The sequence below is a fragment of the Desulfocicer niacini genome (assembly GCF_054657595.1).
Map to the genome: position 1 here is coordinate 11,338 of NZ_BAAHYK010000040.1, position 26,055 is coordinate 37,392.

16 protein-coding genes are annotated in these 26,055 nt (G+C 49.4%); 6 read left to right on the forward strand and 10 right to left on the reverse strand.

Translation table 11 applies throughout. The features are described 5' to 3' along the window. Positions 1 to 666 precede the first annotated feature (666 nt). The gene (locus ACYQ2M_RS18815) at positions 667 to 2,760 is read left to right on the forward strand and encodes a molybdopterin-dependent oxidoreductase (RefSeq protein WP_459917922.1); all 2,094 of its coding nucleotides are present in this window, start codon (positions 667 to 669) and stop codon (positions 2,758 to 2,760) included. A 402-nt stretch (positions 2,761 to 3,162) separates the two neighbouring features. Further along, complete coding sequence (locus ACYQ2M_RS18820) at positions 3,163 to 4,752, forward strand: DUF4301 family protein (RefSeq protein ID WP_459917923.1); 1,590 nt, start codon at positions 3,163 to 3,165, stop codon at positions 4,750 to 4,752. A gap of 82 nt (positions 4,753 to 4,834) precedes the next feature. On the opposite strand, the gene ACYQ2M_RS18825 is transcribed toward ACYQ2M_RS18820, so the two are convergent. Further along, positions 4,835 to 5,686, reverse strand: a complete 852-nt coding sequence (locus ACYQ2M_RS18825; RefSeq protein WP_459917924.1) for a CvfB family protein — start codon at positions 5,684 to 5,686, stop codon at positions 4,835 to 4,837. Positions 5,687 to 5,811: 125 nt separating this feature from the next. Beyond that, positions 5,812 to 7,119, reverse strand: coding sequence for an MFS transporter (locus ACYQ2M_RS18830; protein WP_459917925.1), 1,308 nt, complete (start codon positions 7,117 to 7,119; stop codon positions 5,812 to 5,814). Positions 7,120 to 7,526: 407 nt separating this feature from the next. Here ACYQ2M_RS18830 and ACYQ2M_RS18835 point away from each other — a divergent pair, with 407 nt between their 5' ends. Both ACYQ2M_RS18835 and ACYQ2M_RS18840 read left to right on the forward strand, forming a co-directional pair. Next, complete coding sequence (locus ACYQ2M_RS18835) at positions 7,527 to 8,084, forward strand: CBS domain-containing protein (protein WP_459917926.1); 558 nt, start codon at positions 7,527 to 7,529, stop codon at positions 8,082 to 8,084. A gap of 19 nt (positions 8,085 to 8,103) precedes the next feature. Then, the gene (locus tag ACYQ2M_RS18840; RefSeq protein WP_459917927.1) at positions 8,104 to 9,525 is read left to right on the forward strand and encodes a transferase; all 1,422 of its coding nucleotides are present in this window, start codon (positions 8,104 to 8,106) and stop codon (positions 9,523 to 9,525) included. 330 nt (positions 9,526 to 9,855) lie between these two features. On the opposite strand, the gene ACYQ2M_RS18845 is transcribed toward ACYQ2M_RS18840, so the two are convergent. Continuing rightward, a complete protein-coding gene (locus tag ACYQ2M_RS18845) occupies positions 9,856 to 12,030 on the reverse strand; it encodes a SulP family inorganic anion transporter (protein WP_459917928.1) in 2,175 nt (724 codons plus the stop codon). An 811-nt stretch (positions 12,031 to 12,841) separates the two neighbouring features. After that, complete coding sequence (locus ACYQ2M_RS18850; RefSeq protein WP_459917929.1) at positions 12,842 to 14,491, reverse strand: fatty acid--CoA ligase; 1,650 nt, start codon at positions 14,489 to 14,491, stop codon at positions 12,842 to 12,844. A 510-nt stretch (positions 14,492 to 15,001) separates the two neighbouring features. On the opposite strand from ACYQ2M_RS18850, the gene ACYQ2M_RS18855 reads away from it, so the two are divergent. Both ACYQ2M_RS18855 and ACYQ2M_RS18860 read left to right on the forward strand, forming a co-directional pair. Continuing rightward, positions 15,002 to 15,541: a ferritin gene (locus ACYQ2M_RS18855; protein ID WP_459917930.1), complete on the forward strand. Its 540-nt coding sequence runs from the start codon at positions 15,002 to 15,004 to the stop codon at positions 15,539 to 15,541. A gap of 396 nt (positions 15,542 to 15,937) precedes the next feature. After that, positions 15,938 to 16,804: a methylenetetrahydrofolate reductase gene (locus tag ACYQ2M_RS18860; RefSeq protein ID WP_459917931.1), complete on the forward strand. Its 867-nt coding sequence runs from the start codon at positions 15,938 to 15,940 to the stop codon at positions 16,802 to 16,804. Between the two features lie 421 nt (positions 16,805 to 17,225). On the opposite strand, the gene typA is transcribed toward ACYQ2M_RS18860, so the two are convergent. The 6 genes from typA to ACYQ2M_RS18890 all read right to left on the reverse strand — a co-directional run bounded on the left by typA (position 17,226) and on the right by ACYQ2M_RS18890 (position 26,047). Next, positions 17,226 to 19,043 (reverse strand): translational GTPase TypA, encoded by a 1,818-nt coding sequence (gene typA / locus ACYQ2M_RS18865; protein ID WP_459917932.1) that lies wholly within the window; start codon positions 19,041 to 19,043, stop codon positions 17,226 to 17,228. 64 nt (positions 19,044 to 19,107) lie between these two features. Next, on the reverse strand, positions 19,108 to 19,902 hold the full coding sequence (locus ACYQ2M_RS18870) for an ABC transporter ATP-binding protein (RefSeq protein WP_459917933.1): 795 nt from the start codon (positions 19,900 to 19,902) through the stop codon (positions 19,108 to 19,110). After that, positions 19,899 to 20,789, reverse strand: a complete 891-nt coding sequence (locus ACYQ2M_RS18875; RefSeq protein ID WP_459917934.1) for an ABC transporter permease — start codon at positions 20,787 to 20,789, stop codon at positions 19,899 to 19,901. The genes ACYQ2M_RS18870 and ACYQ2M_RS18875 overlap by 4 nt, the downstream gene beginning before the upstream one ends. A gap of 106 nt (positions 20,790 to 20,895) precedes the next feature. Continuing rightward, positions 20,896 to 21,891, reverse strand: coding sequence for an ABC transporter substrate-binding protein (locus tag ACYQ2M_RS18880; RefSeq protein ID WP_459917935.1), 996 nt, complete (start codon positions 21,889 to 21,891; stop codon positions 20,896 to 20,898). 131 nt (positions 21,892 to 22,022) lie between these two features. Further along, positions 22,023 to 22,844 (reverse strand): TrmH family RNA methyltransferase, encoded by an 822-nt coding sequence (locus tag ACYQ2M_RS18885; protein WP_459917936.1) that lies wholly within the window; start codon positions 22,842 to 22,844, stop codon positions 22,023 to 22,025. Further along, the gene (locus ACYQ2M_RS18890) at positions 22,841 to 26,047 is read right to left on the reverse strand and encodes a response regulator (protein ID WP_459917937.1); all 3,207 of its coding nucleotides are present in this window, start codon (positions 26,045 to 26,047) and stop codon (positions 22,841 to 22,843) included. Before ACYQ2M_RS18890 ends, ACYQ2M_RS18885 begins: the two co-directional genes overlap by 4 nt. Positions 26,048 to 26,055: the final 8 nt, after the last annotated feature.

Below are 26,055 nucleotides of genomic sequence, written 5' to 3' on the forward strand. Positions count from 1 at the left end.
TTTCTCCTTTGCGGTACAGGCGCAATTTTTTATTGCACCTCCGGCAAGAATGCTTGATATGGGAATTCATGCATGATACAGGGGAATATATCACGCTAAGGCTTCTCTTACAGCCGGTGGATGGGATAATAATGCAAGTATCTCCATTGCCTGGGTGCTGCAGAGATTGTAATCAGCTCCGCATTTTTTTTATTGCGTTGCATTTTTTTTATTGCGTCGACCTTCTTGTGGTGGTGCGGCATGAAACCCTTTTCATGCGTTGTTGTGCCCGCCAGGACATGCGGGCCGGGCCCATTGCCCGTCGGGGGGCGGCGGTATGGTTGCATTTTCAATATTCGTTGTGTCCGCCAGGACATGTGGGTTTTATATGGGGCTTCGCCTAAAAGTCTGCAATTATTAGCGTTTCATTTTTCGTTGTGGCTGGGGTTACAGCCATGTATGTTATATGAAACTGCGTTCAGATATTTTAACTGATTAGCGTTTCAATCCTCGTTATGGAAGATGTTTATTGCTATATGGGTTTGTACGGTATGAAAATTGCTTATAAAAATTCAAGCATTTGTATTTAAATCTGGCAAAGTACATAACAACAGTGTTGAATGGCGACGTTTCAAGGTGCCCCGGCAGCTGGCGTGCGTGGTTCACACGGGAGGTTTATAAAAACGCATGGAGAAAGTTCACAGTATTTGCGGTATGTGTACCGTTCGATGTCCCATAGAGGTATTCACCGAAAATGGTCAGGTGGTCAACATTGAAGGCAGTCGTCCCGGGGGCCTGGATGGATCGGTGTGTCCCAGGGGGGCGGCGGGCATCGGGCTTTTAAATGATCCGGAAAAACCCCAGAAACCCCTCATCCGGGTGGGAGAGAGGGGGGAAGGTAAATGGCGCGAAGTGTCCTGGGAAGAGGCCTTTACCCATGTGGCGGATAAACTTAAAGCCATCATGGATGAACACGGCAGCAAAAGTGTACTGCTGTCAGATCGTGGTGGGCCGTTTCCTGACCTTCACAAGGCCTTCATGCGGGGACTTGGATCTCCCAACTACTGTAACCATGATGCGTCCTGTGCCCGCAATGTTCACCATGCAGCGCAGTCGGTGATGGGACTGGGGCGAAAAGGGGTCAGCTATGACCTTAAAAACGCAAAGCATGTGGTGCTCCAGAGCCGCAATATCTTTGAAGCCGTAAATGTGGGGGAAGTCAACCAGTTACTGGCGGCCATGGAAAACGGCTGCCGTCTGTCGGTCATTGACATTCGTTCCACGGTGACAGCCTCCAAGGCCCATAATTTTTTTCTGGTACGTCCGGGAACAGACTATGCCTTTAACCTGGCGGTTATTCATACCCTGATTGCCGAAAAGCTTTATGATGCCGCCTATGTGGCTCGACATTTCAAGGATTTCGAGAAGTTGACGGCCTTTGTAGAACCTTATACTCCCGACTGGGCCGCTGGCGTATGCGACATTGATCCGGACCAGCTGGTGGATTTCTGCCGACAGCTTGCCAAAGCAGCTCCCCGGGTGCTCTGGCATCCCGGCTGGAATACGGCCCGGTTTAAAAATTCATTTTACGTGAGCCGCACCGCATATATCATCAACGGGCTTCTGGGTTCGCTGGGGGCCAAGGGTGGCCTTGCCATCACTAATAAGGCCAAAGACTGCAATCAGAAGGGTTTAAAAGCATTGGCCGATCTGTATCCCAAACCCGATGAAAAACGGGCCGATGGGGTGGGGTGGAAATACAATCATTTTGATGCCGGTCCGGGACTTCTTCATCTGGCATTTAAAGCCATTGAAACGGCAGATCCCTATCCGGTGAAGGCATACATCGCCTTTCGCCATGATCCCCTGATGGCCTTTCCCGATCCAGAGGCCCAGAAGAAAATTTTTGAAAATCTGGACCTGCTGGTATCCATCACCTTTTCCTGGAGTGATACGGCCTGGCATTCTGATGTGGTGCTGCCTTTATCCACCTATCTGGAGAGAGAGAGTATCATTGCCCATAAGGGTGGATTAAAACCCAAATTCTTCATGAGAAAAAGAGCACTGGCCCCCCGGTATGATTCCCTGGCCGACTGGGAAATTTTCACCGGTCTTGCCAGAAAGCTTGGCATGGACAAACTGGCTGCCTTTAAAACCATTGAAGATATCTGGAACTATCAGCTGGAAGGTACCGGCCTGACCATTGACGATTTTGAGAAGGGTGCCCAGGTGTCCCTTGCCAAGGACCCCATTTATCATGACATGGATAAATTCACCTGGAAAACCCCCTCGGGAAAGCTTGAAGTCATTAGTGAAAAGCTTAGCAAGGCCGGACTGGACTCTCTGCCCATCTATGTAGATCCCGAAGCGGATCAGGACCCAGGTTCGGAAAAACGGTTTCGGGTGATTTTTGGAAGATGTGCCCTTCACACCCAGGGACATACGGTTAATAATCCCCTTCTCCATGAGATGATGCCCACCAATACGATCTGGATACACAAGGACGTGGCCGCAGACATGGGCATTCGCCATGGTGATCCCGTGGAGGTAAGTGGTCCCGGTTATTCTGCTGTCACCGGTGCCAATATCACGGATGTGATTCACAGGGATTGTATTTTCATGATTCACGGGTTCGGGCATAAGTTGCCGGTGGAGTCCAGGGCTTTTGGCAAGGGGGTGGCAGACCATGAGTTGATGACAGGTGGCCTTGACAAATGGGATCATGCCGGGGGAGCAGTTGCCATGCAGGAGCATTTTGTCAGCATAAGAAAGGCGTCGTAAACGGGCCACGGCGTCCCTGGTTGAAAACAGTGTTGTTCATTCATTTTATTTTGGCTCATGTTGTGTTTCAGGGTCTTTTATTAAAATCATTTTTGCAATGGGGTCAGGCTTGTGTTATTGGCGCTATCGCCGTCTGTTTATACAAACCAAGGCCCCGGCTCCCAATGATAATTCAAATAACGCAAGCCTGACCCCCACCGGATACATGAGCCTTTATTTTTATTGTGGTTGTATAATTCAGGGATGTTTTTTCCCCGGGGATGGAAAAAACATGATAAATTCACAATCCCGGTTTTTTTTCTTTAAGTGGCCGGTGTTGTGATCAATCCCTGATTATTTCTTTAAATTTTATATGGCCAGCAATCTGAACGCTTGAATTCAATCAGGAGAAGCGCCTTTTCCATGAAAACATTTCAAGAAAAAATTCGCGACATAGAGCACAACATTGAACAGTTGATCACAAGCGGTATTCCCGAAGATAAAATTATTTCCCAGATGGAAATTTTTGATAAGGGGTTTTCCTTTACTCGCCTTGTGCGGCCGTGTAGCCCCGGGGATGGCATTGACCGCATTGCCAAGGATCAGTCTGAAACTTACTTAAAGGCTTACACCCAGGCTCTTGAAGCGGGACGTGTTTTAAAATTTGTGCCGGCATCCGGTGCGGCCACCCGAATGTTTAAATCTCTGCTGTCGGTATTTAATTCAGATGATCCCCTTACCCTGGAAAGCATAACAGAAGCCGCAGCCCATGACGCTGATTTTAAGTCCTGCCTTGATTTTGTGCAATCCATTGAGCGGTTTGCCTTTTACAAGGAGCTTTCAAAATGCTTGGCCGACGGGGGGGATGATATGGTTGCCCTGCGTAAAAAAGGGCATTACAGAAAAGTGATGGCGGCCCTTTTAGAATCCCGGGGACTGGGTTATGCCGACAAACCCAAGGGTTTGATTATCTTTCATGGTTATCCCGATCACGCCAGAACGGCATTTGAAGAGCACCTTGCCGAAGCCCAGGCCCAGTCCTGCAGGGGGACCGGGAATATTCCCCTCCATTATACAGTATCAAAAGCCCATGAACAGGCCATTACCCTCCATATTGCATCGGTGGCACATAAATATGAGCAGAATGGCCACCCCCTTGGGGTGAGTTTTTCCACCCAGAAACAGTCCACCAACACAATTGCTGTGGATATGAAAAACAAAGCCTTTCGATCCCTTGAGAACAGCCTCATCTTCAGGCCTGGAGGCCATGGGGCACTTCTGGAAAATTTAAATGATCTTGGTGCGGACATCGTATTTATCAAGAACATCGATAATGTGGTGCCCGACGATCACAGGGCGGAAACCATCACCTTTAAGTCTTTGCTGTGCGGGTACCTGATTACCCTGCAGAGCCAGGTGTTCTATTACATGGGGCTTCTAACGGATGATAAGGGCGTTTCTGCGGATGTCCTGGCCGATATGGGGCGCTTTGCAAAGGACACCCTTCATTTGAATCTGCCCGATGATTTTAATGACATGGGTACCATGGATCAGCAGGCATACCTGTTATCTGTGTTTAACCGGCCCATCCGGGTGTGCGGCATGGTGAAAAATCTGGGCGAAGCTGGCGGAGGGCCTTTCTGGGCAACGGATAGAAAATATGGCTGTTCACTTCAGATTGTGGAATCCTCCCAGGTGGATCAAGAAGATCCCGTTCAGGCACAGATACTTCGCTCCTCCACTCATTTCAATCCGGTGGATCTGGTGTGTGGATTAAGGGATTTCCAGGGAAAATCTTTTGATCTGACAAAATTTGCCGATTATGACAGCGGGTTCATCACCATTAAATCAAGCCATGGAAAAGAACTGAAGGCCATGGAACTGCCGGGGTTGTGGAATGGGTCCATGGCCTTCTGGACCACGGTGTTTGTGGAGGTACCCCTTTCCACGTTTAACCCGGTAAAAACGGTGAATGATTTGCTTCGCCCCGAACATCAGGGGGTAGATCGTTAGGGGCCTGCCCCCATATCGCTATGAAGCTTGCGACCGGAAAAATGAGAATGGCCCCATAAGGACTGTACATAAATTCGGGAGATCAGGAATTTCGGGGTTCGTCGATATCAGTCCGGGTGATGCCGGTGGATGAGATGTCTATTTTCCGTTCCCGGTAAAGCCTGGAAATGGAGCGTTTGAATTCTTTTTTGCTCATGGCAAAGGTTTTTCTGATAACCTCGGGGGGAGTTTTATCATGGCAGGGTAAAAATCCTCCGGCCTTTTCCAGAATATCAAGTACCGTCTTACTGGATCCCGGCACAGATGCGTATCCGGGTTGTTTCAGGACCAGGTCTATTTTCCCATCTTCCCGGATTTTATGGACAAAGCCCTTTGTCTTTTCTCCGATGGCAAGGTGTACCGGGGTGTCATTTTTGTAGAGCATGCCGTTGTGGCTGTTGTTGATGACGGCCTGATACCCAAGATCGGTGATGCGGTAAATCAGCAGATCCACCTCGTCTCCTTCGGATATACCTGCCATGTATTTACTGAATTGCCATTCCAGCCGGGCCGTGGCATATACCCGTTGTGTCTCGGGGTCCAGGCATACCTTCACCACATGGCTTTCTCCCGTTCTCAATCGGGGGGACATCTCATCTGCGGGTACCAGCAGGTGTTTTTCAAGACCCCAGTCCAGAAATGCCCCGAAACTTGTGGTGTCCACCACGGTCATGCAGGCAAAGTCCCCCACCACTGCCCGGGGGGTAAGGGTGGTGGCAACCAGGCGGTCCTCGGAATCGGTATAAACAAATACCCGGATGGTATCCCCAGGTTTCAGGCCCTTGGGTGCATACTTGCCGGGCAGCAACACCTCATCCTCCTTGGGGTTGAGATAAAAACCAAAGGAGACTTCCCGCTCCACCACAAGATCGTTGTAACTGCCTATTATTAACATGGTCAACCTAATTTCCCTTTTAAAAAATATTAGACTTTGGGCACATCCGGAACATAGTTAAAGAACTGAGTTTTCTGGCCCTGTATGTGTTTTTATGAGCAACACTGTTTTTATGTCATTGGTGATCAGCATATGTCATGCTCGCCTGGAGGTATCGGGGAGGGCTCTTTTGGAAGCATTGCCAGGGAACGGGTGGAGATGAAAAAAACGGTTACTCCGATTCCCATTAGAAGAGTACCACAGGGAAAGGCATATTCAAGTGAAAAATAGTCCATGACCCCTCCGGCTCCCATGGCACCCACCATCATTCCTGCACTGTGGGCCACTGTGAGCATAGACATCACCGATGCCATGGATTTTTTCTGATGTCCCAGAATAACTCCCATGGCCATGATGGCCGGCATGGAGATACCACCGCCCACGCCAAATACAGATACCGCCAGAAGAAGGTCGGCGTGGGTATGTGCCGTAAAAATCAGCATGAATGATGCACCGCATAACAGGCCTCCTGTGATGACCATCCATCGTTTGTTGACGGTATCAGCCAGGGCACCCATGGGAATCTGCAGGATGCCGCTTATGAAAACCCCAAGGGTTATCAGAATACCCGTGGAAGATCCGGAAAGGTTGAACCGATTTTGGGCAAACAGCGGGATAAAGCACCAGATAATGGAGATGCAGGCCGTATAACTGAACCGGTAAATAAAGAGGCCGGTGAAAGATGGGGTTTTAAAAAGCGGTTTCCAGGAAATGGCGACTCTATCCCTTGGGCTAACGGGTTCCTGTGACGTAGGGGGAAGCAGAAACGCGCTGAGCATTAATCCCAGGGCGGCCAGTAAACCCATGCAGATAAATGCGGCATCCATGGACCAGACATCGGTGATGACCCCTCCCATGATGGGACCGATGCTCAGGCTGGCAAACATGGACATGTTAAAAAGCCCCATGGTGTATCCCTCTTTTCCCCCAGGGGTTATTTCTCCCACATAGGCCTGGACCACCGGCATTACCATGGCCGAGGCAATGCCCTGTAAAAATCGGGTGGCGATGAGGGCGGCAACGCTGTTGCCTGCAATGAAGGCAAGGGAAATAAGCGCATATCCGGCAAGCCCTGCGAGAATAAAGGGTTTTCGGCCCTTTTTGTCCGACAGTTTGCCAAACCAGGGTAGAAGCAACGTCCTTGAAAGAGAAAAAGATCCGAAAATAAGCCCCACTTCGATACCGGCGGCACCCAGGTTTCCTGCGTACACCGGCAGCAAGGGCACCACAATTCCCACCCCGGTTATGGTTGCAAAAAGGGTGAAAAACAGGGTGAAGAAAATACCCTTGTGGGGAATAAAAAAAAATGAAGGGCTTTGTGATTTGAGCTCATTTTTGTCAGTGTCAGGAGTCATGATCCGGTTATAGTCATTTTCCGGCCCGGTGGCAACCAATCAATTTCTCAGGAATCAAAAATTCAATATCTTGCCATAATATTTCATACATGGTAAAAAATTTTGGTTTCTCTTGAAAACCTGGCTTTCCATGTCTGCAGGCTGGGCCTGGCACTTTGCTTAACGGTTGACGTTGGAAAATCCGTTTCCGGAGAAAACACCGGGATATCTGGCAGTACCGTTGCCCTGGACTGTTCATGGCGCATGGGGGTCAGGCTTATGTTACGACAGTTTTGAGGTTGGCGGTGCCTGTGGCAAATCCCCTGAGCAAACCAGAAAATTGTCGTAACATAAGCCTGACCCTTGCCTGTCATGTGGCTGCTGTGTAACTTCCCGGTTGCTATGTTCATGCAACAATTACAATGAAACGGTTTTATTTGATTAACCTGCAATCGGAGTATTTTGTGATGAATTATATTGTAAAGGATCTAATGGTTCCAATTTCCGATTATGCCACTATTTCAGAAGGGTCCACCTTTCTGGATGCGCTTTTGGCATTGGAAACCCCTAACGTGGATCTGGGGGCGCGCATTCATCCCCATTGGATAGTGCTGGTGCTTGACAGCAATGAAAAAGTAGTGGGGAAGTTGAGTCAGATTAATATGCTGAGGGCACTGGAGCCCACAACGGAAGATGTTAAAAATATTGATAGGTTGAGCAGATTTGGATTTGGTGCACATTTTATTACCCAGTTACGGGAAAACCTTCGCCTGGATGATACTTCCATTGAAAGTATGTACACCAGTTCTGAGATACTGCAGATGAAGGTGGAAGATTTTATGAAAGAGCTTGCCGATAATGATTTCATTGATGAGAATACTTCCCTTGCCACGGCGGCCCATCAGATGTCCGTGCGAAAAAGACTTTCCATGCTGGTCACCCGGGAAAAAGAGGTGATAGGCATTTTAAAGCTGTCAGACGTTTTTACCGCAGTTATTCATGCCATTAAATCAACGACCGGATGATAAAGATTGAGGATACATCATGAAATCGATTCAAAAATTGTATGACCGGATTGTTCAGCGTGCCAATATCAATTTGAGAGAGCTGGAGTTTGACGTTAATCCCTATGTTCAGAACTTTATCCCATTTGAGCAAATGATTAAGTTTTATGCTTTTTTCGGGATATCTCCCCACCATCGCCTTAATTTTCAATTTAAGCAGTCCAACCTTGCCGGTAGTTATTTTCTAGGTCAGTGCAAAATCACCAATTCACTTTTATACAAAAGCGATATCCGGGGTGATGAACTAAAAAAAGAAGGAGATCTTTTTCAATATCAGGGGTTTGAAATTCCCGTGAGCCGGGATGAAGAAATTGACATCAAAGACAGCCTGCTCATCAAAACCCTGGTGCATAATTTCTCCCATGATCCCGAAACCCTGGAAGAATTTTTCATCAAAGATACCATCTCCATGAATTACGCCAATATCCATGGTGCACCCTCAGATGGATGTTTTTTAGGATCCTTTGCCACCGTGGATCTGACCACCATGCGTGACAGCGTCATTGGTAATTTTGCCTATGTGCAGGCAGGTGAGATCAGTCACCTTGATATTGCCCCGGGAACGGTGTGGGTCCGGGTTCCTGGTGAATTTAATTTTATGTATACCCATCCACAGGATGAGCTGAAACACTATATTTATTTTACGGCGGGCATTGCTCCGCAAGGCCAACTCATAGATTTTGTGGAAGACCGCAAAGAAGCTTTCCAGCGGGTGTTTGATGTCGTGAATATTGAGCATTCCATTCCGGTGCCCAATTCCGCTTCCCTGGATCGATATGCGGTGAGTAAACCGCCTATCCACATCGGAGAGAATGTACTGGTTTCCCAACGGGCTTTTTTACAGAATGCCTGGTTGGGCAAAGGAGCCAATGCCCAGGAAAACTGCTATATCATTAATTCTCGCCTGGAGGGATATAATGTCACAGCCCATGGTGCAAAGATCATTGAAGCAGATATGGGTACCAATGTATTTGTGGGATTTAACAGTTTCCTTAAAGGGGGGCCGGACAGTCGCCTTAACATTGGAAAGGACTGCATTGTCATGCCCCATACCATCATAGACATTAAAGAACCCCTTGAAATACCCGAAGGCCATCTTGTGTGGGGGATGATTAAATCTGAAAAAGATTTGAAAAAGCACTCCATTTCCATTGATGATTTCACCAAGATTGAGGGGGGCTTCTCCATGGGCAACATGTTCTTTGAAGGGGATGGAGCAAGCTTTATCGGTGGTTTTAAAGAACGAATTCATCACATCCTGGAAGCCAACGGTGCCTTTTTCAACGGAGGGGATAAAAAAGGCCATGCCCAGAAAAATCAGTATATTTCCTTTAATACCCTGCAGCCTTATCCTGAAGGTCCAAAGAAGGGCCTGTATCCCACCATTGTGATCAAACCATAGCCTGCAACAATAATCACTGACCCAAACCCGGCCAACCCTGCATCGGTCGGGAGCAATCCGTAAAAAAAGGCCTTTTCCAGATGCTTCCGGAAAAGGCCTTTTTGTTTTAGCGTTTGATCATCCCATTTTCATTCTTTGATGTCCATTTATTAGAAAATAAAACTTCCGGGCAACCTCTGCAGAGCCGCCCCGATGGGCAATAGGAACCGGTCAATTGAGCCATCTACGGTTCCGGGCCCTCGGGGGGCGGCATTATACCATGTTCACGCTTGGTTGTGGGCGGAACCGGATCAGAATGGGTCCGCCCGTGGCGTTTCATATGGGATTGGATCAGGAAACCGACATTTCCTCCAGGGGTTTACATATCTTCAGTGGGCACGACACGCAGTCTCCCTTGTCATGTATGGACCTGTGGATATTAAACAGAGCAATCCCTGACTCCGCATAAATGTTGTTTTCTCCTATTTTTTCGATGAGATTGGTCCGGGTGATAACATCAAGCACTCTTTCCTTAATTCCGCAGAATGAAATTTCCCTTCCACTTCCCCGCACGGTATCAATGAGGATGGACAGCGCATCTTCTCCGGATGCATCAATGTCGTTGATGCCGCTGGATTCAATGAGCACATGGAGCAGATCCGGTTTAAGTGATATGTATTCAAGCACCTTGTCTTCCAGATACGTGGCATTGGTGAAGATCAATGGCCCGTCAAAGCGCACCACGGCAATGTGATCGCAGGATTTAAGACCGCATTTGATGGCGCTTTTCAAGGTGTTATCACTGGACCTGGATAATAGCGCCACCTTGGGACGAAGGTTTTTGTAAATGAAAAGAGCGAAGGTCAAGCCCACGCCCACCATGATGCCTTCTTCAAGATGGGGAGCAAAATAAAGGGTGCACACAAATGAAATAACGGAGATGATACCGTCGGATCGCTTGGCTTTCCATGAGTGGACAAATCCCTTGGTGTTGATCAGTCCGATGACGGCCATCATAATAACGGCGGCCAGAACTGCCTGGGGCAGATGGTAAAGAAGCGGAGTAAAGAAAAGAAGGGTCAATGCCACCATGATACTTGTGACCACCGAGGATACGCCGGTGACGGCATTGGCCTGGAGGTTCACGGCAGATCTGGAAAAGGAGCCGGATACGGCATAGCTCTGCCCGAATGAGCCGATGATATTTGCAAGGCCCTGACCGATGAGCTCTTGGTTGGGGTCAAGTTTCTGGCCGGTTTTTGCGGCCATGGATTTGGCAATGGCAATGGCTTCCATGAATCCCAGCAGGGAAATGATCACAGCAAAGGGTAAGAGTTGAAAAAATGCAGCTACATAGGAGGTGTTTTCCGGTGCCTTGGGAATCCCCACCTTCAGCCCCTTGGGAATATTGCCCACAACGGCACCGCCGCCGATCATGTTCAGTTGTTCAAAATTCAATGCCTTGTTGCCGATTTTGATGCGCCATTTCCGGCCATCGGTTTCTGAATTGTCCGGAAGGGCGGGTCCCACATAAAACATGGGGGTTTCACCACTGTCCTTGGCCACGGAAAAATGGACCAGCCTCAGCATTTCTCTTTTGTCATGGGCCTTGGCACTGGCATGATCTATCTTTGACTGAATCACAGCCAGTTGATGTTCAAGATCAATTTGCCTGTCGGAGGTGATATGGGCACCACTGGCTTTGGAGGCCTCTTTGGCGGCTTTCATTTCGTTGTTCAGATTGGCACGCTGTGCCCCCAGTTGTTCAATTTCTGAAATTTCGTGGTTGAACTCGGTGAGGACCTTTACGATTTCAGGGTTTTTAATCTGGGTAATGGGGACAAGGATGTCATGGTTGAACTGAATGAAATAGGACAGCACAGTGGTTATTGCCACCGCCACCAGTACATTGGGAATTTTTGGGTTGTAGCGTCTTAAAAAGACCATGATAACAATGGCCAGAACCCCCATGCCAAGAGTGGGGAAATGGGTATAATGCATGGCCGATTTGCAGACATTGATGATGGTCTGGTAATGATGTCCGGCCTTGTCCACATACACCCCGAACAGTTTGGAAAACTGTGAAGAGGCGATGACGATGGCAGCCGCATTGGTGAATCCGTTTACCACAGGGTGAGACAGAAGATTTACCACCAGGCCCAGCCGGAAGATCCCTAAAAATAGCTGGAATGATCCCACAGTAAAAGCCAGGATAATGGAATAGGCGATGAACTGAGCGCTTCCGGCAGTGGCAAGAGGTTCAAGGGATGCCGCTGACATAAGAGAAACCACTGCAACGGGACCTGTGGCCAGTTGACGGCTGGAGCCGAACAGGGCCGCCACCATGGGCGGCAAAAATGCAGCGTAAAGGCCATAATATGCAGGCAGTCCTGCCAGCTGGGCATAGGCCATGGACTGGGGAATCAGGACCATGGCCACGGTGATACCCGCCACCACGTCCAGTTTCATTTTGTCCCCATCATAGTCCTTGAACCAGAGCAGAAACGGAAAAATTTTTGTTAACATGAATAAGTATCTCCCTTTGTTAAAATTAAATTTCTGGGTTAAAACCTTTTTTTTTAGACAGTATATTACATGTGGTCTGTCAACCACTTATATTTTTATATAAAACTCCGTTGGAATGTCTGTAATGATTAGCGTTTTTTCCGTTGGTGCAGGTACTAACTGCCATGTATTATTATATGATTAATTGCCCCATTTCTGGTATGCCTGTGTATTACATTGTGTGACTCCAAAAAAAAGAGTCCGATAATCCAGTGTTATCATAAAATTTAAGTTATACCGGTAAAATTAAATATATGAGCAGGCTTTTTTTGTCAATGGTAAGCCGGAAAAGCGGCAAATTCAATTTGACATCAGGGTGGGGATATCGGACATTAAAACTTGGGACCTTATTAAAAGAGGTGGGGGCAGTGGGCTGGGGTTGGCCTGGGGGTATTGGGGTTTTGTTAGAATTTGACTTGAAACACAGATCGGTGAGAAAAATATAGAGCCTTTATATGAAACTGTCGACAGCAGGGCCCCCAACGGGCACCCGTCCGGCTCCGGACGGGTGCCCGTTGGGGGCGGTATATTGCCATTCTCACTGTTCGTTGTGTCGGCAGCCTGAGATGATTGTTATTCAAAAACTCACACTCTAGTGCATGGTCAAAGCGAAGATTTGGGATGATCAGGTCCGAAGAGTGTTGCACCACGGCATCTTTGGAAATCAACAATCCTAAAATCAAGCTTTGACGCTGCACTAGTAACACATAACCTGACCCCTCCCTGACTTCAGAAATATAAAGCTGGAATCAAGCCCTGCATAAAGAGTGGCTCAGCCTGCGTACTGAACCCGCAGTACCTTTTTATCCAACTTTCCCACGCCGGTCTTGGCAATTTCATCCACAAAAATTACTTTGTCCGGGACCCCGTATTTGGGTATTATCCCTTTTTCATGGGCCTCCATGAATGTTTTTTTTATTTCTGCCTCAAGACCGTCCTGCTTGACATTTGCTTTGAGTACGGCCAGCACAATGGGACGCTCTCCCCATTTTTCGTCGGGGACACCAATGGCTGCGGCCTCGCTGATGGCAGGATGCTGGCTGATGATATCCTCCAGGGTCAGGGATGAGACCCATTCCCCTCCGGTTTTGATCACATCCTTTAACCGGTCGGTGATCTTGAGATATCCTTCTGGATCAATTAGGCCCACATCCCCGGTATGAAGCCATCTATTCTCCCACAATTCTTCACTTTTGCTTTCATTGTGGAGATAACCCTGGGTAAGCCAGGGAGTCCTTGTCACCACTTCTCCTGTCTGGACGCCGTCGTGGGCCACGGGGGTACCCATGGGATCTATGATTTCAATATCCACCAGGGGAATGGGTATGCCGGTTTTGCACCGGATGTCAATGAGGGCCTCTTCGTCCCAGTCCATCATGTGGGGTTTTATGTGGGCCACGGTGAGAAGTGGGCAGGTTTCCGACATGCCATAGGCGGAATAGAGATTGATTTTATGCTTCAGTGCGGCAGCACAAAGGCCCCGGGGCAGAGCAGAGCCGCCAATGACCACCTTCCATTGGGACAGGTCCACCTTATCTGCTACGGGGGAATTTACCAGCATGTGGATGATGGTGGGTACACAATGGGAAAAGGTCACCTTTTCACCCACCACCAGCTTTAAAATCATCTCCGGTTCGTACCGGCCGGGATAAATCTGCTTGTTGCCAAGCATGGTGAAAAGATAGGGTATGCCCCAGGCATGGACATGAAACATGGGGGTAAGCGGCATGTACACATCCTTTGATGTCATCACCGCCTGGGAGTCAATGGCACACAATCCCGTCATCAGTCCAAAGGTATGGAGTACCAGCTGCCGGTGGCTGAAATAAACCCCCTTGGGATTGCCGGTGGTACCAGAGGTATAAAAGGTGGTGGCCCGGGCATTTTCGTCAAAATCCGGAAAATCATAGCCTTCTTTACCCTGGGTGACCATGTTCTCATATGTGTCATCAAAGGAAATGGTTGTGTCCGGAGCCTTGCTCGTTTCCTGTATGAGAATGATCTTCTTGACTGTTTCAATCTTATCTTTGATGGGTTCAAGCAGGGGCAGCAGTTCCGAGTTCACCAGCAGAACATCATCTTCGGCGTGGTTGATGGTATAAAGGATCTGTTCCGGTGACAGGCGGATGTGCACGGTGTGAAGAATGGCACCCATCATGGGAATGGCGAAATAGCATTCCAGATAGCGGTGGCTGTCAAAATCCATGACGGCCACTGTATCTCCCTGCTTTACCCCCAGTTCGGACAGTGCATTGGCCAGCTGTCCCACCCGGCGATGAAGATCCCGGTAGGTATATCTCATTTGATCCCGGTAAACGATTTCCTGTTCCGGGGAACGGATGAGGGAGTTTTTAAAGATGTTTTTAATGAGAAGGGGATAGGCATAGGCTGACGGGGTGGTTTCAATGGTTTTTACGCCCATGGTATGACTCCTTTTTCTAAGGGGTTGGTGTCGCGGATGATTGATTTGTAATCATCCCTTATCAGAGCAGGGCCATGGGAAGTTCTCCCTGACCCTGAGATGCTGTTGATGGTATGGAAAAAAATCTTCCTGGGGGCGTGTGAGACCTCAATTATACATCACCGGTGCTTGAAAACAGGATGAATGGCTGAGAGTTATAAAGAGGCGAAAATATCCGAAATATGACAATATCCCCCTTGCGAAATTAATGAATTTGATACTATGAAGGTATTGTGGTCTTGTCAAGAGAATAATGTTTACTTTTGTGAGCGAGTAAACTCAGCTTATTTAGGCGCATTCCCATTTTCCCGGTTTGCCCTGCAGTGCCTGCTTTTTGTCAACTTGCAAGTCTTGTGTTGCATCGGGGCAGGCGGATTTGACATGTTTTATATCCATAATTAAAATAAATGTGTATAATCATATTCCCCATGTTCGACCCACCATTAATGCCTAATTTAAGGAGAAAAACACATGATTGGTAAAAAAATGGAAGACGCATTAAATGAGCAGGTTAATAAGGAAATGTTTTCAGCCTACCTTTATATGTCCATGTCCATCCATGCAGGGGATATGGGGCTTAAAGGATTTTCCAACTGGTTCATGGTGCAGTATCATGAAGAGATGTCCCATGCCATGAAGCTGTTTGATTATATCCACAGCCGTGGGGGACGAGTGGTATTGAAGGCCATTGAAGCGCCTGCGTCCACCTTTGAGTCTGTGATGGACATGTTTGAAAAGACCCTTGCCCATGAAGAGTTTATTACGGCCTCCATTAATGATTTGATGGAAACGGCCATGGAAGAAAAGGATCATGCCACAAAAATTTTTCTCCAGTGGTTTGTAACCGAGCAGGTGGAAGAAGAAGAAAATGATCATGAAATTATTGATCAGCTTAAATTGATCGGCGCCAATTCCCAGGGGCTGATGATGCTGGACAAGGAACTTGCCCAGCGCACTGCCACGGTTCGAATGGACTTCAGCCTGAACGCTCCTGTTGTTCCGGCAGAATAGCATTGTAGAAGAACTGTAGCATGGGGCAGGCTTGGCTTATGGGTGTTATTTGAACAGATCGGGCTTGGTCACAGCATGGGCCACTTTGGGGCGGGGTCAGGCTTGCGTTATTGACGCTTTTGCTTAAAATCTTCTTTATGCAAAGGCACTTGTCAAAAACATAGAGCCTGATAAAAACTCAGGCTCTAATACCACATAGCCTGACCCCGTTGGCCCACCAATTGTGACAGGTGGCCCAAGTTGTGACCAAGCCCAACAGATCTGTGCAAGCTGGGATTTTTAGAAAATAATGTCCATAAGCCAGGCCACCCCTCCCCAAGGTGGCCGCTGGTGTGACCAAGCCATTTTTTCTGAAACAATGCCTTGTAATTCAATGCTAAATAATGGAGGGTGCCCATGGAACAGGATTTACTGGTACACAATGAATTGAAAACGGATAAGCCTTTTGATTTTAAAAAATTTATTATCACCGTTGAAGTGGTGCCACCCGTGGGAAATGATGCGGGAAAGCTCCAGGCAGACCTGGCATCCCTCAAGGATCTGCCGGTGGATGGATTCAGTGTGGCCACCAACCCCGTGGCAAAGCCCCGCATGTGCGCCATGGCCCTTTGTGCCTTGATTCAGCAGCACACCGGGCGCCCCGCAGTTCTTCATTGCACCACCCGGGATCATAATCGTATCAGTCTCCAGGCATTGATGTGGGGAGCCAAGGCCCTGGGCATTTCTTCTGTCCTGGTGGCCACCGGGGATTTCGTGGCCATGGCAGATCGAAAAATGGTTTCTGATGTAAAGGATGTGAATGTGTTTGATCTGGTGACCATGGCCAGGGATTCCGGGCTTTACACCGGGGCAGTGCTGGATTTTCGCCCAGAGGTGAATGGGCTGGAGCGGGAGGTGCAACGCCTGGAGAAAAAAGTGGCTGCCGGGGCACAGTATGCCGTGACCCAGCCCGTGTATGACAGGCAAACGGCCCAGACCATTGCCCGGGCGGTGAAATCTTTGAATGTTCCCGTGATCATGGGTATTTTGCCCCTGCGAACTCCGAAACATGCCGATTTCCTTCATGATAGGGTGGCGGGGATTGCTGTACCAGAAGATTTGAGAAAACGCATGCACAGCGCCAGTGATTCCGTGGCCGAAGGTGTTGCCAATGCCCGGGATATGGTGGCGGTGGCCCGGGAATTCTTCCAGGGGGCCTGCGTCATGCCCCCCTTTGATCACTATGAAATTTTACCGGATGTGCTTGATGGTGATTTCGTATAACCCACATGACAGACTATCCTGTCACAACGAATAATGAAAATGGCAATATGCCGCCGCCCCCCGACGGGCAATGGGTCCGGCCCGGAACCGTAGACGGCCCAATTGGCCGGTTCCTATTGCCCGTCGGGGGGCGGCTCTGCTGAGGTAAACTTGAAGGCTACCTTTCTATATAAACTCGCATGTCCTGGCGGACACAACGAAGCATGAAACCCGATAACAGAGGTGACCGGGGCAGGTATTGCCCGGAGCGGATTAAATGGTAGCTTTTAGCATGGACGCTGAAAAATTTGCCATTTTCCTCGGCGCAGCCCATGGACGGGCTGCGAGGCTCGTAGAGATGCGCATGCATACATGAGAGGAGGGTAATACCTGCCCCGGTCGCCGGAATGGCACGCGTTTCAATAAAACCCACTCAGAAAGATTATCGATTGGTGTAGCGTCTTTGACGGGAAAGAATTTTTTTCCGGACCCGGATGCTTAAAGGCGTTACCTCCACCAGCTCATCGTCGTTGAGAAAATTCAACGCCTGCTCCAGGGTAAGGGGTTTCACCGGTGAGCAGGTGGTGCTGTCATCCTTGCCCGAAGCGCGCATGTTGGTCAGTTTTTTTTCCTTGCAGGGATTGACATCCAGATCGTTGCTCTTGCTGTGTTCTCCCACCACCATGCCTTCATACACCGGGGTGCCGGGGGTAATCATCAATCGTCCCCGGGGTTCCAGGTTATAAAGGGCGTAGGGTACAGCTTTTCCTTTTCGATCACTGACAAGGGAGCCGGTGCGCCGGGTGGGGAAATCCCCCCGATACACTTCATATCCGTCAAAGATGGAATTCATGATGCCGGTACCCTTGGTATCGGTGAGAAATTCATCCCGGTATCCGATGAGGGCCCGGGAGGGGATGGAAAATTCCATGTTGGCCCGTCCCCGTTTGTTGGACAGGTTTATCAGACGTCCCTTGCGAATGGAGAGTTTTTCCGTGACCACCCCGGTGAAGGTCTCTTCACAATCCACGTAGAGTTTTTCCACAGGCTCTGTTTTTCTGCCGTCGGCATCGGTGCGGTAAATCACCTGGGGACGTCCCACACACAGCTCAAATCCTTCCCGGCGCATGGTTTCCACCAGAATGGCCATCTGAAATTCCCCCCGTCCCTGGACGGTGAAAGATCCTTTTTCTGCCGTTTCCTGGACAGATATGGCCACATTGGCCAGGGCCTCTTTTTCCAGCCGTTCCCGGATACGGCTGGATTGAACCAGTTTGCCTTCCATACCTGAAAAGGGGGAATCCGATGCAGAGAACATCATGGACACCGTGGGTTCGTCAACGGTGATGCGGGGCAGGGCCTTGGGAAATTCCTTTGTGCAGATGGTATCTCCTATTTCAAAGGCGTCTGTGCCGGACACCACGGCGATGTCACCTGCTTCCACCACCCCGGCCGGGCCAAGGGATGCACCGTCATAGATCTGAAGGCTTGAAACTTTTAACTTCACGGGTTGGTTGTCTTTGCCGATGAGAACCAGCTCATCCCGGGAGCTTACGCTGCCGTTGGCAATTTTCCCAATGGCCAGTCGTCCGGTGTAATCGGAGTGGCCCAGATCGGACACCAGCATCTGAAATGGCTCTGCCGGGTCAAAGGTGGGGGCCGGGATTTCACTTAAAATCACCTTGAAAAGGGGTTGAAGATCCTGGGAGTCGTCTTCCAGTTCATTTTTGGCAATGCCGTCCCGGCCCACAGCGTAGAGCACCGGGAAATCAATCTGGGCATCGGTGGCATCCAGGTCAATGAAAAGGTCGTAGATTTCGTCCAGCACCTCCATGGTTCTGGCATCGGCCCGGTCAATTTTGTTGATGACTACAATGATGCGAAGGCCAGCTTCCAGAGCTTTTTTCAGCACAAACCGGGTCTGGGGCAAGGGGCCTTCCGATGCATCCACCAGCAGGATGGCACCGTTGACCATGGACAGTGCCCGTTCCACCTCGGCACTGAAATCAGCATGGCCCGGGGTGTCCAGAATATTGACTTTTATGCCGTCAATCATCACTGCACAGTTCTTGGCGGAGATGGTGATTCCCCTTTCCCGTTCCAGATCCATGGAGTCCATGATGCGATCGTCCACCTCTTTACCCTGTCTGAATACCCCGCTTTGTTTGAACATGGCATCCACCAGAGTTGTTTTTCCATGGTCAACATGGGCAATGATGGCAATATTTCGAATTTTGTTGTTATCTGCTTTCTGGGTCATTTCTATTTTTAATCCTTATGGTTCAAGTATGGAAAAACGGGTCACATGGGGGCACCCGGATTCTTCAGTTTGTGAGGAGAACCTCATCGTTTTCAAAGGTTTTTTTTCGGATGGAACCAAACATGTCGATGAGCTTTTTGATGGTCAACGCTTTTTTGGTTTCTCCTTTTACATCAATGATAATTTCTCCACCATCCATCATGATCAGACGGTTGCCAAATTCAATGGCATGGCCCATGTTGTGGGTGATCATGAGAGAGGTGAGTTTTTTTTCGGTAATAAAGCGCCGGGTCAGGTCCATGACCATGGCGGCATTTCTGGGGTCAAGGGCTGCTGTGTGCTCATCCAGAAGTAAAATATCAGGGCTTGACAGCACGGTCATCAGAAGGGTTAGTGCCTGGCGCTGTCCCCCGGAGAGACTGCTGACATTCTCCTTCATCCGGGATTCCAGACCCATGTCCAGTTGACGTACCTCTTTATGGAAGCGTTGCCGCATTTTTCTGTTCAGGCTGATCACCGGCCATTTAAAGCCTTTTTTGCAGGTGATCATCATGTTGTCTTCCAGGGTCATGTTGGAGGCCGTGCCAGCAAGGGGGTCCTGGAAGATGCGTCCGATATGCCTTGCCCGCAGGTATTCGGGCATGGCGGTTACATCCTGTCCTTTTATAATCAGGGTACCGGCACTGGGAAAAAGTGATCCGGATATGAGATTTAAAAGGGTGGTCTTACCGGCCCCGTTGCTGCCGATAACCGTGATAAAATCGCCTTTTTCCACATGGAGATCTATGGATCTGAGCACCTGTTTTTCGCTGGGTGTGCCCGGGTGAAAGGTTTTGGTCAGGTTTTCAATGTCAATCATGGGGTGCCCTCCTTGCGTTTGTCTTTAAAATTGGCAGCCGCAAGGGAGATGAGGATCAAAACACCGGCAATGAGTTTCAGGTCATTGGGGGTCATGTTGATATAGTAGCCGTAATACCGGCCCAGGTACATGATGCCCTTGAACAAAATGGCCCCCAGGATCACCCGCAGGGTCAACACCGAAATTTTGTTTGAGGTCAGCATGAATTCCCCCAGCATCACCGAGGCAAGACCTGTGACCACAATGCCCTGGCCAAGGTTAATGTCGGCAAATCCCTGGTACTGGGCGGCAAAGGCACCGGATAGGGCCACAAGCCCGTTGGAAAGGCCCACACCGATGAGCTTCAGAGTGGCTGGATTGACGCCCTGGACCCTTACCATCTGTTCGTTGTTGCCAAGGGCACCGAACATGAGCCCCATGTCTGTGATGAAAAAGATATCCATCAGTTTCTTGATGATAAAAACAACGATGATGAAAAACAAAAGAGAGGCATATTCCGGGGCAAGAAATCCTTGTGTGTACCCATGCACCTGGGTGAGCAGGGTGTCCACCCGCAGCAGGGGCAGATTTGCCCGGTTGGAAAGAATACGGATGTTCACCGAATAAAGCATGGTCATGGTGAGAATCCCGGCCAGCAAATGGGGCACCTTTAGCTTGTTATGAATGGCTGCGGTGACGGCTCCGGCACTGACCCCACCTAAAAAGGCCAGAAAAAGCCCGGCCAGGGGGGAAATGCCGCCATGGAGGCAGGCCGCCATGATCACTGCCCCCATGGGAAAGGAACCATCCACGGTGAGATCTGGAAAATCAAGGATTCTGAAGGTGAAAAATACCCCCAGTGCCATGATGGAATAGATCAGCCCTTCAACAAATATGCCTTCGATCATTTGGTTTTGTAAGACTCCATTTTTTCTAACAGGGAGGGCACGAAGAACCGCGGTGTCTGTCCCGGTGGTCTTTGTGCCCTTAATTTTTTTTGTATGACTTTGGTCTCTATTTCAGGGCGCGTTCTGTCAGCGTCCCGTTTTCAATGATCTTGTTGGCAATGGCTTTGATGTCCTGGGGAAAGCTCAGTCCCAGTTTTTGCGCCACATCCATGTTTAAGAGAATATCCACATCCGAGGGATCGGTCATGTACACCGTGGGGATATCCCCGGGGCTTGTGCCATTTAATATATCCGCGGCCATGCGGCCGGTTTTTCTGCCCATTTTATAATAGTCAAATCCCCAGGCAGCCAGGACATCATTGTTGACGGCGGAGCTGGGATCAGCTGACATCACCGGGATACCATGCTTCATGGCCACGCTGGTGACGGCGCCCAGGGCGGAAAAGATGGTGTTGTCATTGCTCAGATAAATACCGTCCACCCGGGATACAAGGGTCTGTACCGCCTGTTTGACTTCAGCGGAGTTGGTGACGGTGGTTTCAATGAAGCCGATGCCCATGTCTTTGCATACTTTTTTGGCAATGGCGGCAAGGGTGACGGCATTGGCCTCGTTGCTGCAGTACACATGCCCCAGTGTTTTAAGGGGTTTAATGCGATTGAGCAGGGAAATCTGCTCTCTTACCGGTGTCATGTCCGAGGTACCGGTGACAAACTCTTCGCCTTTTAAAACAGACTTCACAAGTCCTGCACCCTCCGGATCAGTGACGGCACAGAACAGTACCGGCCTGTCTTTGATGGCTCCCACCAGGGCCTGGGCTGTGGGGGTGGCTATGCCCACGGCCAGGGTGACATTTTCCGCCTTGAATTTCTGGGCAATGGATGCGGCGGTGGACAGTTCGCCGTTGGCATTCTGGAGATCAAAGGCGGCCTGGGGAAATTGTTCCCGCACTCCGTCCTGTACTCCCTGCTCCAGGGCATCCAGTGCCGGGTGGGCCACAATTTTTGAAATACCGATCAATATGTTATCTGCTGCCGGTGCAGTCAATGGGATCAAGCAGACCATCAAAAGGGTTAAAAGACCGGATAGCATAGTTTTTATCATGGATTTCTCCTTAGTGTTTTTTTGTCATTGCCGTTGTGACGGAAGGGGGTCATTACGAAAATGCGGTAAAAAATAACCATACAATATACCTGATAAAGATATAAAAAGGCAATAAAAAGTTAAATATTTATCTAATGGCTGTTGCCAGTATCCATAAAAAAGGCCGCCACCTGAAACACAATCACCGATGCGGCATTGGCCACATTGATGGAATTTTTCCTCCCCAGCATGGGAATGTGCACAAAGTCGTCACACACCCGCATGACATGGGAAGAAATGCCGTACTCTTCATTGCCAAGGACGATGATACCCTTGTCGGGCCAGGGGTATCGGGCGTGGGGGATTGAGTTTTGAGTGGTTTCAATGCCGATGATGGAAAACCCCTTGTCTTTCATGTGCAAAAGATCCTCTGCAAGGTCATGGCAGGTGCGCTGGGGCATCCAGGCGGAGGTGCCCATGGAGGTTTTTGCAATGACGGGGTGATCTCCTCCGGGAATATTGCCAAGTATCACCGATTGAATACCACCGGCGTCACAGGTGCGAAAAATGCTGCCCACATTGAAAAGGCTTCTGAGTCCGTCCAAGGCCATGTGGTACTCAAAGGGAAGGGGCAGGGGGGATGCAGTTTGTTTGTCTCCAGTGACAACCCTGGGTAAAAGATCCTGGTCCTTTGGTAAATAGCCGGTCTGGATACGGTGGTGGTGTATGGCATCGGAGACACATTCCATCCACAACCTTGTGCTCGGGGTGTCGGGGAATGGGGGGGGCGGCATCTGCAACCAGGAAAGAGCCTGGGTATATTCCCGGGTAAAAAAAGCAAGGTCGGACCCGGGCAGGCGGTTGGTGGACAGGCTCTGGTATACCGACGTCAGCCATTTGATAAGCCACCGGTGCCCCCCGGTGGGGGAGAGGCTGCGAAATTTTTTTTCAGTAAAGGCGAATGCAGGGATCATGGGCGGAGCGGTTCTTCTGACTTCTGGTGAGTTTGCCCCTTTCTTTGGGAGGTGACTTTGATCGTTCTGTACCGGTTGATCATGGTTTCAAGGTCTTTTTTCTTCATGGGTTTTGCCAGGTAATCATCCATGCCTGCGGCCAGGAAATGCTCCCGATCTCCCTTGAGCGCATTGGCGGTCAGGGCAATAATGGGGGTTGGTTTCTGCTTTTCCCGGGCTTCATTTTCCCGGATGAGGGCTGTGGCTTCAAGGCCATCCATTTCGGGCATGTTGATGTCCATTAAAATAATGTCCGGTGCCGCTGTCAGGTGGGCCGCTACAACCTCCTTTCCATTCATGGCTTTTATAGGGGTGTGTCCCATTTTTTTTACCATTTTTTCCACCACTCGTAGATTCATGAGGTTGTCATCGGCGATGAGAATGGTCAGATTTTCTGCCTGGGTCGCGCTTTCCCTTCGTTCCGCCGGTGCGCTGGAGGTGGTAAAATTGTATTTGGTTAGGAGTTCTCCCGATTTTCTATCCCTGTCCGTGTCAAGGACGGTGGCCAGACATTTGAGCAGAGCATTTTTTTTAATGGGTTTTGTGAGGTAAGCATCAAATCCGGCATCTCCAGCCTTTTTAGCATCCCCGCGCATGGCAGCTGAGGTGAGCATCACAAGTAGCAGGCTGTGAAATTGGCGATCTTCACGGATGTGACGGCCAAGGTCAATGCCGTTCATGCCGGGCATCATGAAATCCACCAGGGCCAGATCAATGGGGGGGGACGCCGTACTTGCCTTTAAAATATCAAGTGCAGCCCGGGAACAGTCGGCTTCAATGATCTGGCAATTAAAGGGGGTAAGATAGCGACTGATTACCCTGCGATTGGTGGCATTGTCATCAATGACCAGGATGGTTTTATTTGAAAGGGCTTTGTCCACGGATGTCAGGGAGGCAGGGACCGCGGTTTCGGTGCTTTTACCGAAGGGAATGGTGAACCAGAAGGTGGATCCGGTTCCCGGTTTTGAAATGGCACCGATTTCTCCCCCCATGAGGGTGGTAAGTTGTCTGGAGATGGCAAGGCCCAGGCCGGTGCCGCCATATTTTCGGGTGGTGGAGCCGTCGGCCTGGGTGAATTTTTCAAACAAACCGCCGATTTTATCTTCAGCAATACCAATGCCGGTATCTTTGACGGTGAATTTAATTGTGGTGGCCGTTGAAGAAACCGCTTCCACCGTGGCCTGGATCACCACCTCTCCTTTTTCTGTGAATTTCAATGCATTGCCCCCCAGATTCATTAATATCTGGCGCAGTCGTCCTGGGTCTCCTTTGACAAAATCCGGGATATCGTTGTCGATCATGCAGATGAATTCAATGCCTTTTTCATTGCTTTTGTGGGACAGAATATCGGCAACCCCTTCAATGATGCTGGACAGGCTGGTGTCGATTTCTTCAATGTCAATTTTTCCAGCCTCTATTTTGGAAAAATCAAGGATGTCATTGAGAATGACTAAAAGGGCATCGGCACTGGTGCCGATGGCGTGGGCGTATTCCTTCTGTTCCGGGGTCAGCTCGGTGTCACATAAAAGTTCCCCCATGCCGATGATGCCGTTCATGGGAGTGCGTATTTCATGGCTCATGTTGGCCAGAAACTCACTTCTGGCCCGGGACGCCTGCTCGGCTGCGGTTTTTGCCCGTTCCAGTTCCAGTTCCTTTTCCTTGATTTCAGAAATGTCGATGATGGATTTGATGAGCATTTTTTTGCCATATATTCTGGAGGGAATCACGGTGGTGAGCACCGGAACCAGGGATCCATTTTTCTTTCTCAGGGTCATTTCCTGTTTTTCAGGATGGTTTCCGGACTTTTCAATGGGACATATGGGAGAAGTATCCATGCAGAAGTGAAGATAACAGGGCTGGTTCAGGGTTTCGGCTTCGGTTTTGCCACAGATGGCCAATGCCTCCCGATTGACCCTTGTGATCTTATGCTGTGAATCAATGAGTACCATGCCGAAGGGCACCTTTTCAATGATGATTTCAAGGGCATCAATGGAGTTTTGAAGATGCTGTCGACCTTGTTGAACTTGGGTGACCATATCCCTGAATGCCCGGCACAGTTCCCGGATTTCCCCGGTTCCCCTGGGGGTGACGGGGTGGTCATAATTGCCCCGGGAGATCCGGGCTGCCGCTTCTGAAAGATCCAGCAGCGGTTCTGTGATTCTTCTGGACAGAATCAACACCAGCAGAAGGGTGACAAGGGAGATGAGCAAGCCCATGAGGAACTGCATGCGCATCTGTTCGTCTGCACTTTTTGTGGCAGCCTCAAGGGGAATGCGAAGTCCGATGGACCAAACGGTATCAGAATTGCTGAAATAAACGGGAATGCGGCTGTCAATCTGTTTTTTTCCACCAATGCTTATGATCAAGGACTGGGGTTTAGTCATGCCCTGAAGGCCATGCAGGGGGCTGGTTTGCCCATTGGCCATCTTGTCCATGGTACTGCCCTGGAGAGATTTGTTTTTTAACACCCATATCATGGCCCCCCCGGCTGTGAATAGGCTCATCTGGGATATCTGGCCAGCCATGGAAAAACTGTTCAGGTTATCAGTGATGGGTTGACAGATTTCTTCCGTGGAGAGTTCCACACAGGTGCTGCCCTGGAACCGTCCATAACGGATAACCGGTGTAACAACTGAACATAAAAGGGTATCTGTTTTCTCTGATGGGTCGGTGTAAGGATTTGAAATAACCGTTTTACCGGTTTTTTCTGCCAGCTTTGCCGTTTTCATGATTTGGCTGATTTGTGAAGGATCGAAAAAGGTGCTGCTGGTTTCTCCGGTGGGGGTGGTCTGCCAGAACTGGATGAGTTCGTCATTGAGACGTCGGCTTTTTTCTTTTTTCGGGGGGATGGTAAAGAGGCTTCTGATTCCGGCGATGCGGTTGTGTTTTAAGAGATTATTCAGGAAAACGGTTTTTTGCCAGTCATGGTGGGTGGAGGCTATGTACTGGGCCAGAATTTCACTGAGTTGGATGGCGTCCTGGAGTTTTTCATGGATCTCCTGGCTGTTCTTTTTTAAAAACAGCAGGGTTTCCTGCCGGGTGTTTGCCAGAGTTGTTTCACGGATTTTCCAGGTGGCAATACCTGTGATTATTCCAATGGAGAGAGATACAATTAAAAAGGCCGAAAGGGCCAGCCGGGTGCGAATGGAGTTAAAAAAATTCATGCTTTATG

Bases quoted from the DNA above. Each gene is read 5' to 3' on its own strand.
- ACYQ2M_RS18815 (WP_459917922.1), top strand. From the start codon at position 667: ATGGAGAAAGTTCACAGTATTTGCGGTATGTGTACCGTTCGATGTCCC.
- ACYQ2M_RS18820 (WP_459917923.1), top strand. From the start codon at position 3,163: ATGAAAACATTTCAAGAAAAAATTCGCGACATAGAGCACAACATTGAA.
- ACYQ2M_RS18825 (WP_459917924.1), bottom strand. From the start codon at position 5,686: ATGTTAATAATAGGCAGTTACAACGATCTTGTGGTGGAGCGGGAAGTC.
- ACYQ2M_RS18835 (WP_459917926.1), top strand. From the start codon at position 7,527: ATGAATTATATTGTAAAGGATCTAATGGTTCCAATTTCCGATTATGCC.
- ACYQ2M_RS18840 (WP_459917927.1), top strand. From the start codon at position 8,104: ATGAAATCGATTCAAAAATTGTATGACCGGATTGTTCAGCGTGCCAAT.
- ACYQ2M_RS18845 (WP_459917928.1), bottom strand. From the start codon at position 12,030: ATGTTAACAAAAATTTTTCCGTTTCTGCTCTGGTTCAAGGACTATGAT.
- ACYQ2M_RS18850 (WP_459917929.1), bottom strand. From the start codon at position 14,491: ATGGGCGTAAAAACCATTGAAACCACCCCGTCAGCCTATGCCTATCCC.
- ACYQ2M_RS18855 (WP_459917930.1), top strand. From the start codon at position 15,002: ATGATTGGTAAAAAAATGGAAGACGCATTAAATGAGCAGGTTAATAAG.
- ACYQ2M_RS18860 (WP_459917931.1), top strand. From the start codon at position 15,938: ATGGAACAGGATTTACTGGTACACAATGAATTGAAAACGGATAAGCCT.
- typA (WP_459917932.1), bottom strand. From the start codon at position 19,043: ATGACCCAGAAAGCAGATAACAACAAAATTCGAAATATTGCCATCATT.
- ACYQ2M_RS18870 (WP_459917933.1), bottom strand. From the start codon at position 19,902: ATGATTGACATTGAAAACCTGACCAAAACCTTTCACCCGGGCACACCC.
- ACYQ2M_RS18875 (WP_459917934.1), bottom strand. From the start codon at position 20,789: ATGATCGAAGGCATATTTGTTGAAGGGCTGATCTATTCCATCATGGCA.
- ACYQ2M_RS18880 (WP_459917935.1), bottom strand. From the start codon at position 21,891: ATGATAAAAACTATGCTATCCGGTCTTTTAACCCTTTTGATGGTCTGC.
- ACYQ2M_RS18885 (WP_459917936.1), bottom strand. From the start codon at position 22,844: ATGATCCCTGCATTCGCCTTTACTGAAAAAAAATTTCGCAGCCTCTCC.
- ACYQ2M_RS18890 (WP_459917937.1), bottom strand. From the start codon at position 26,047: ATGAATTTTTTTAACTCCATTCGCACCCGGCTGGCCCTTTCGGCCTTT.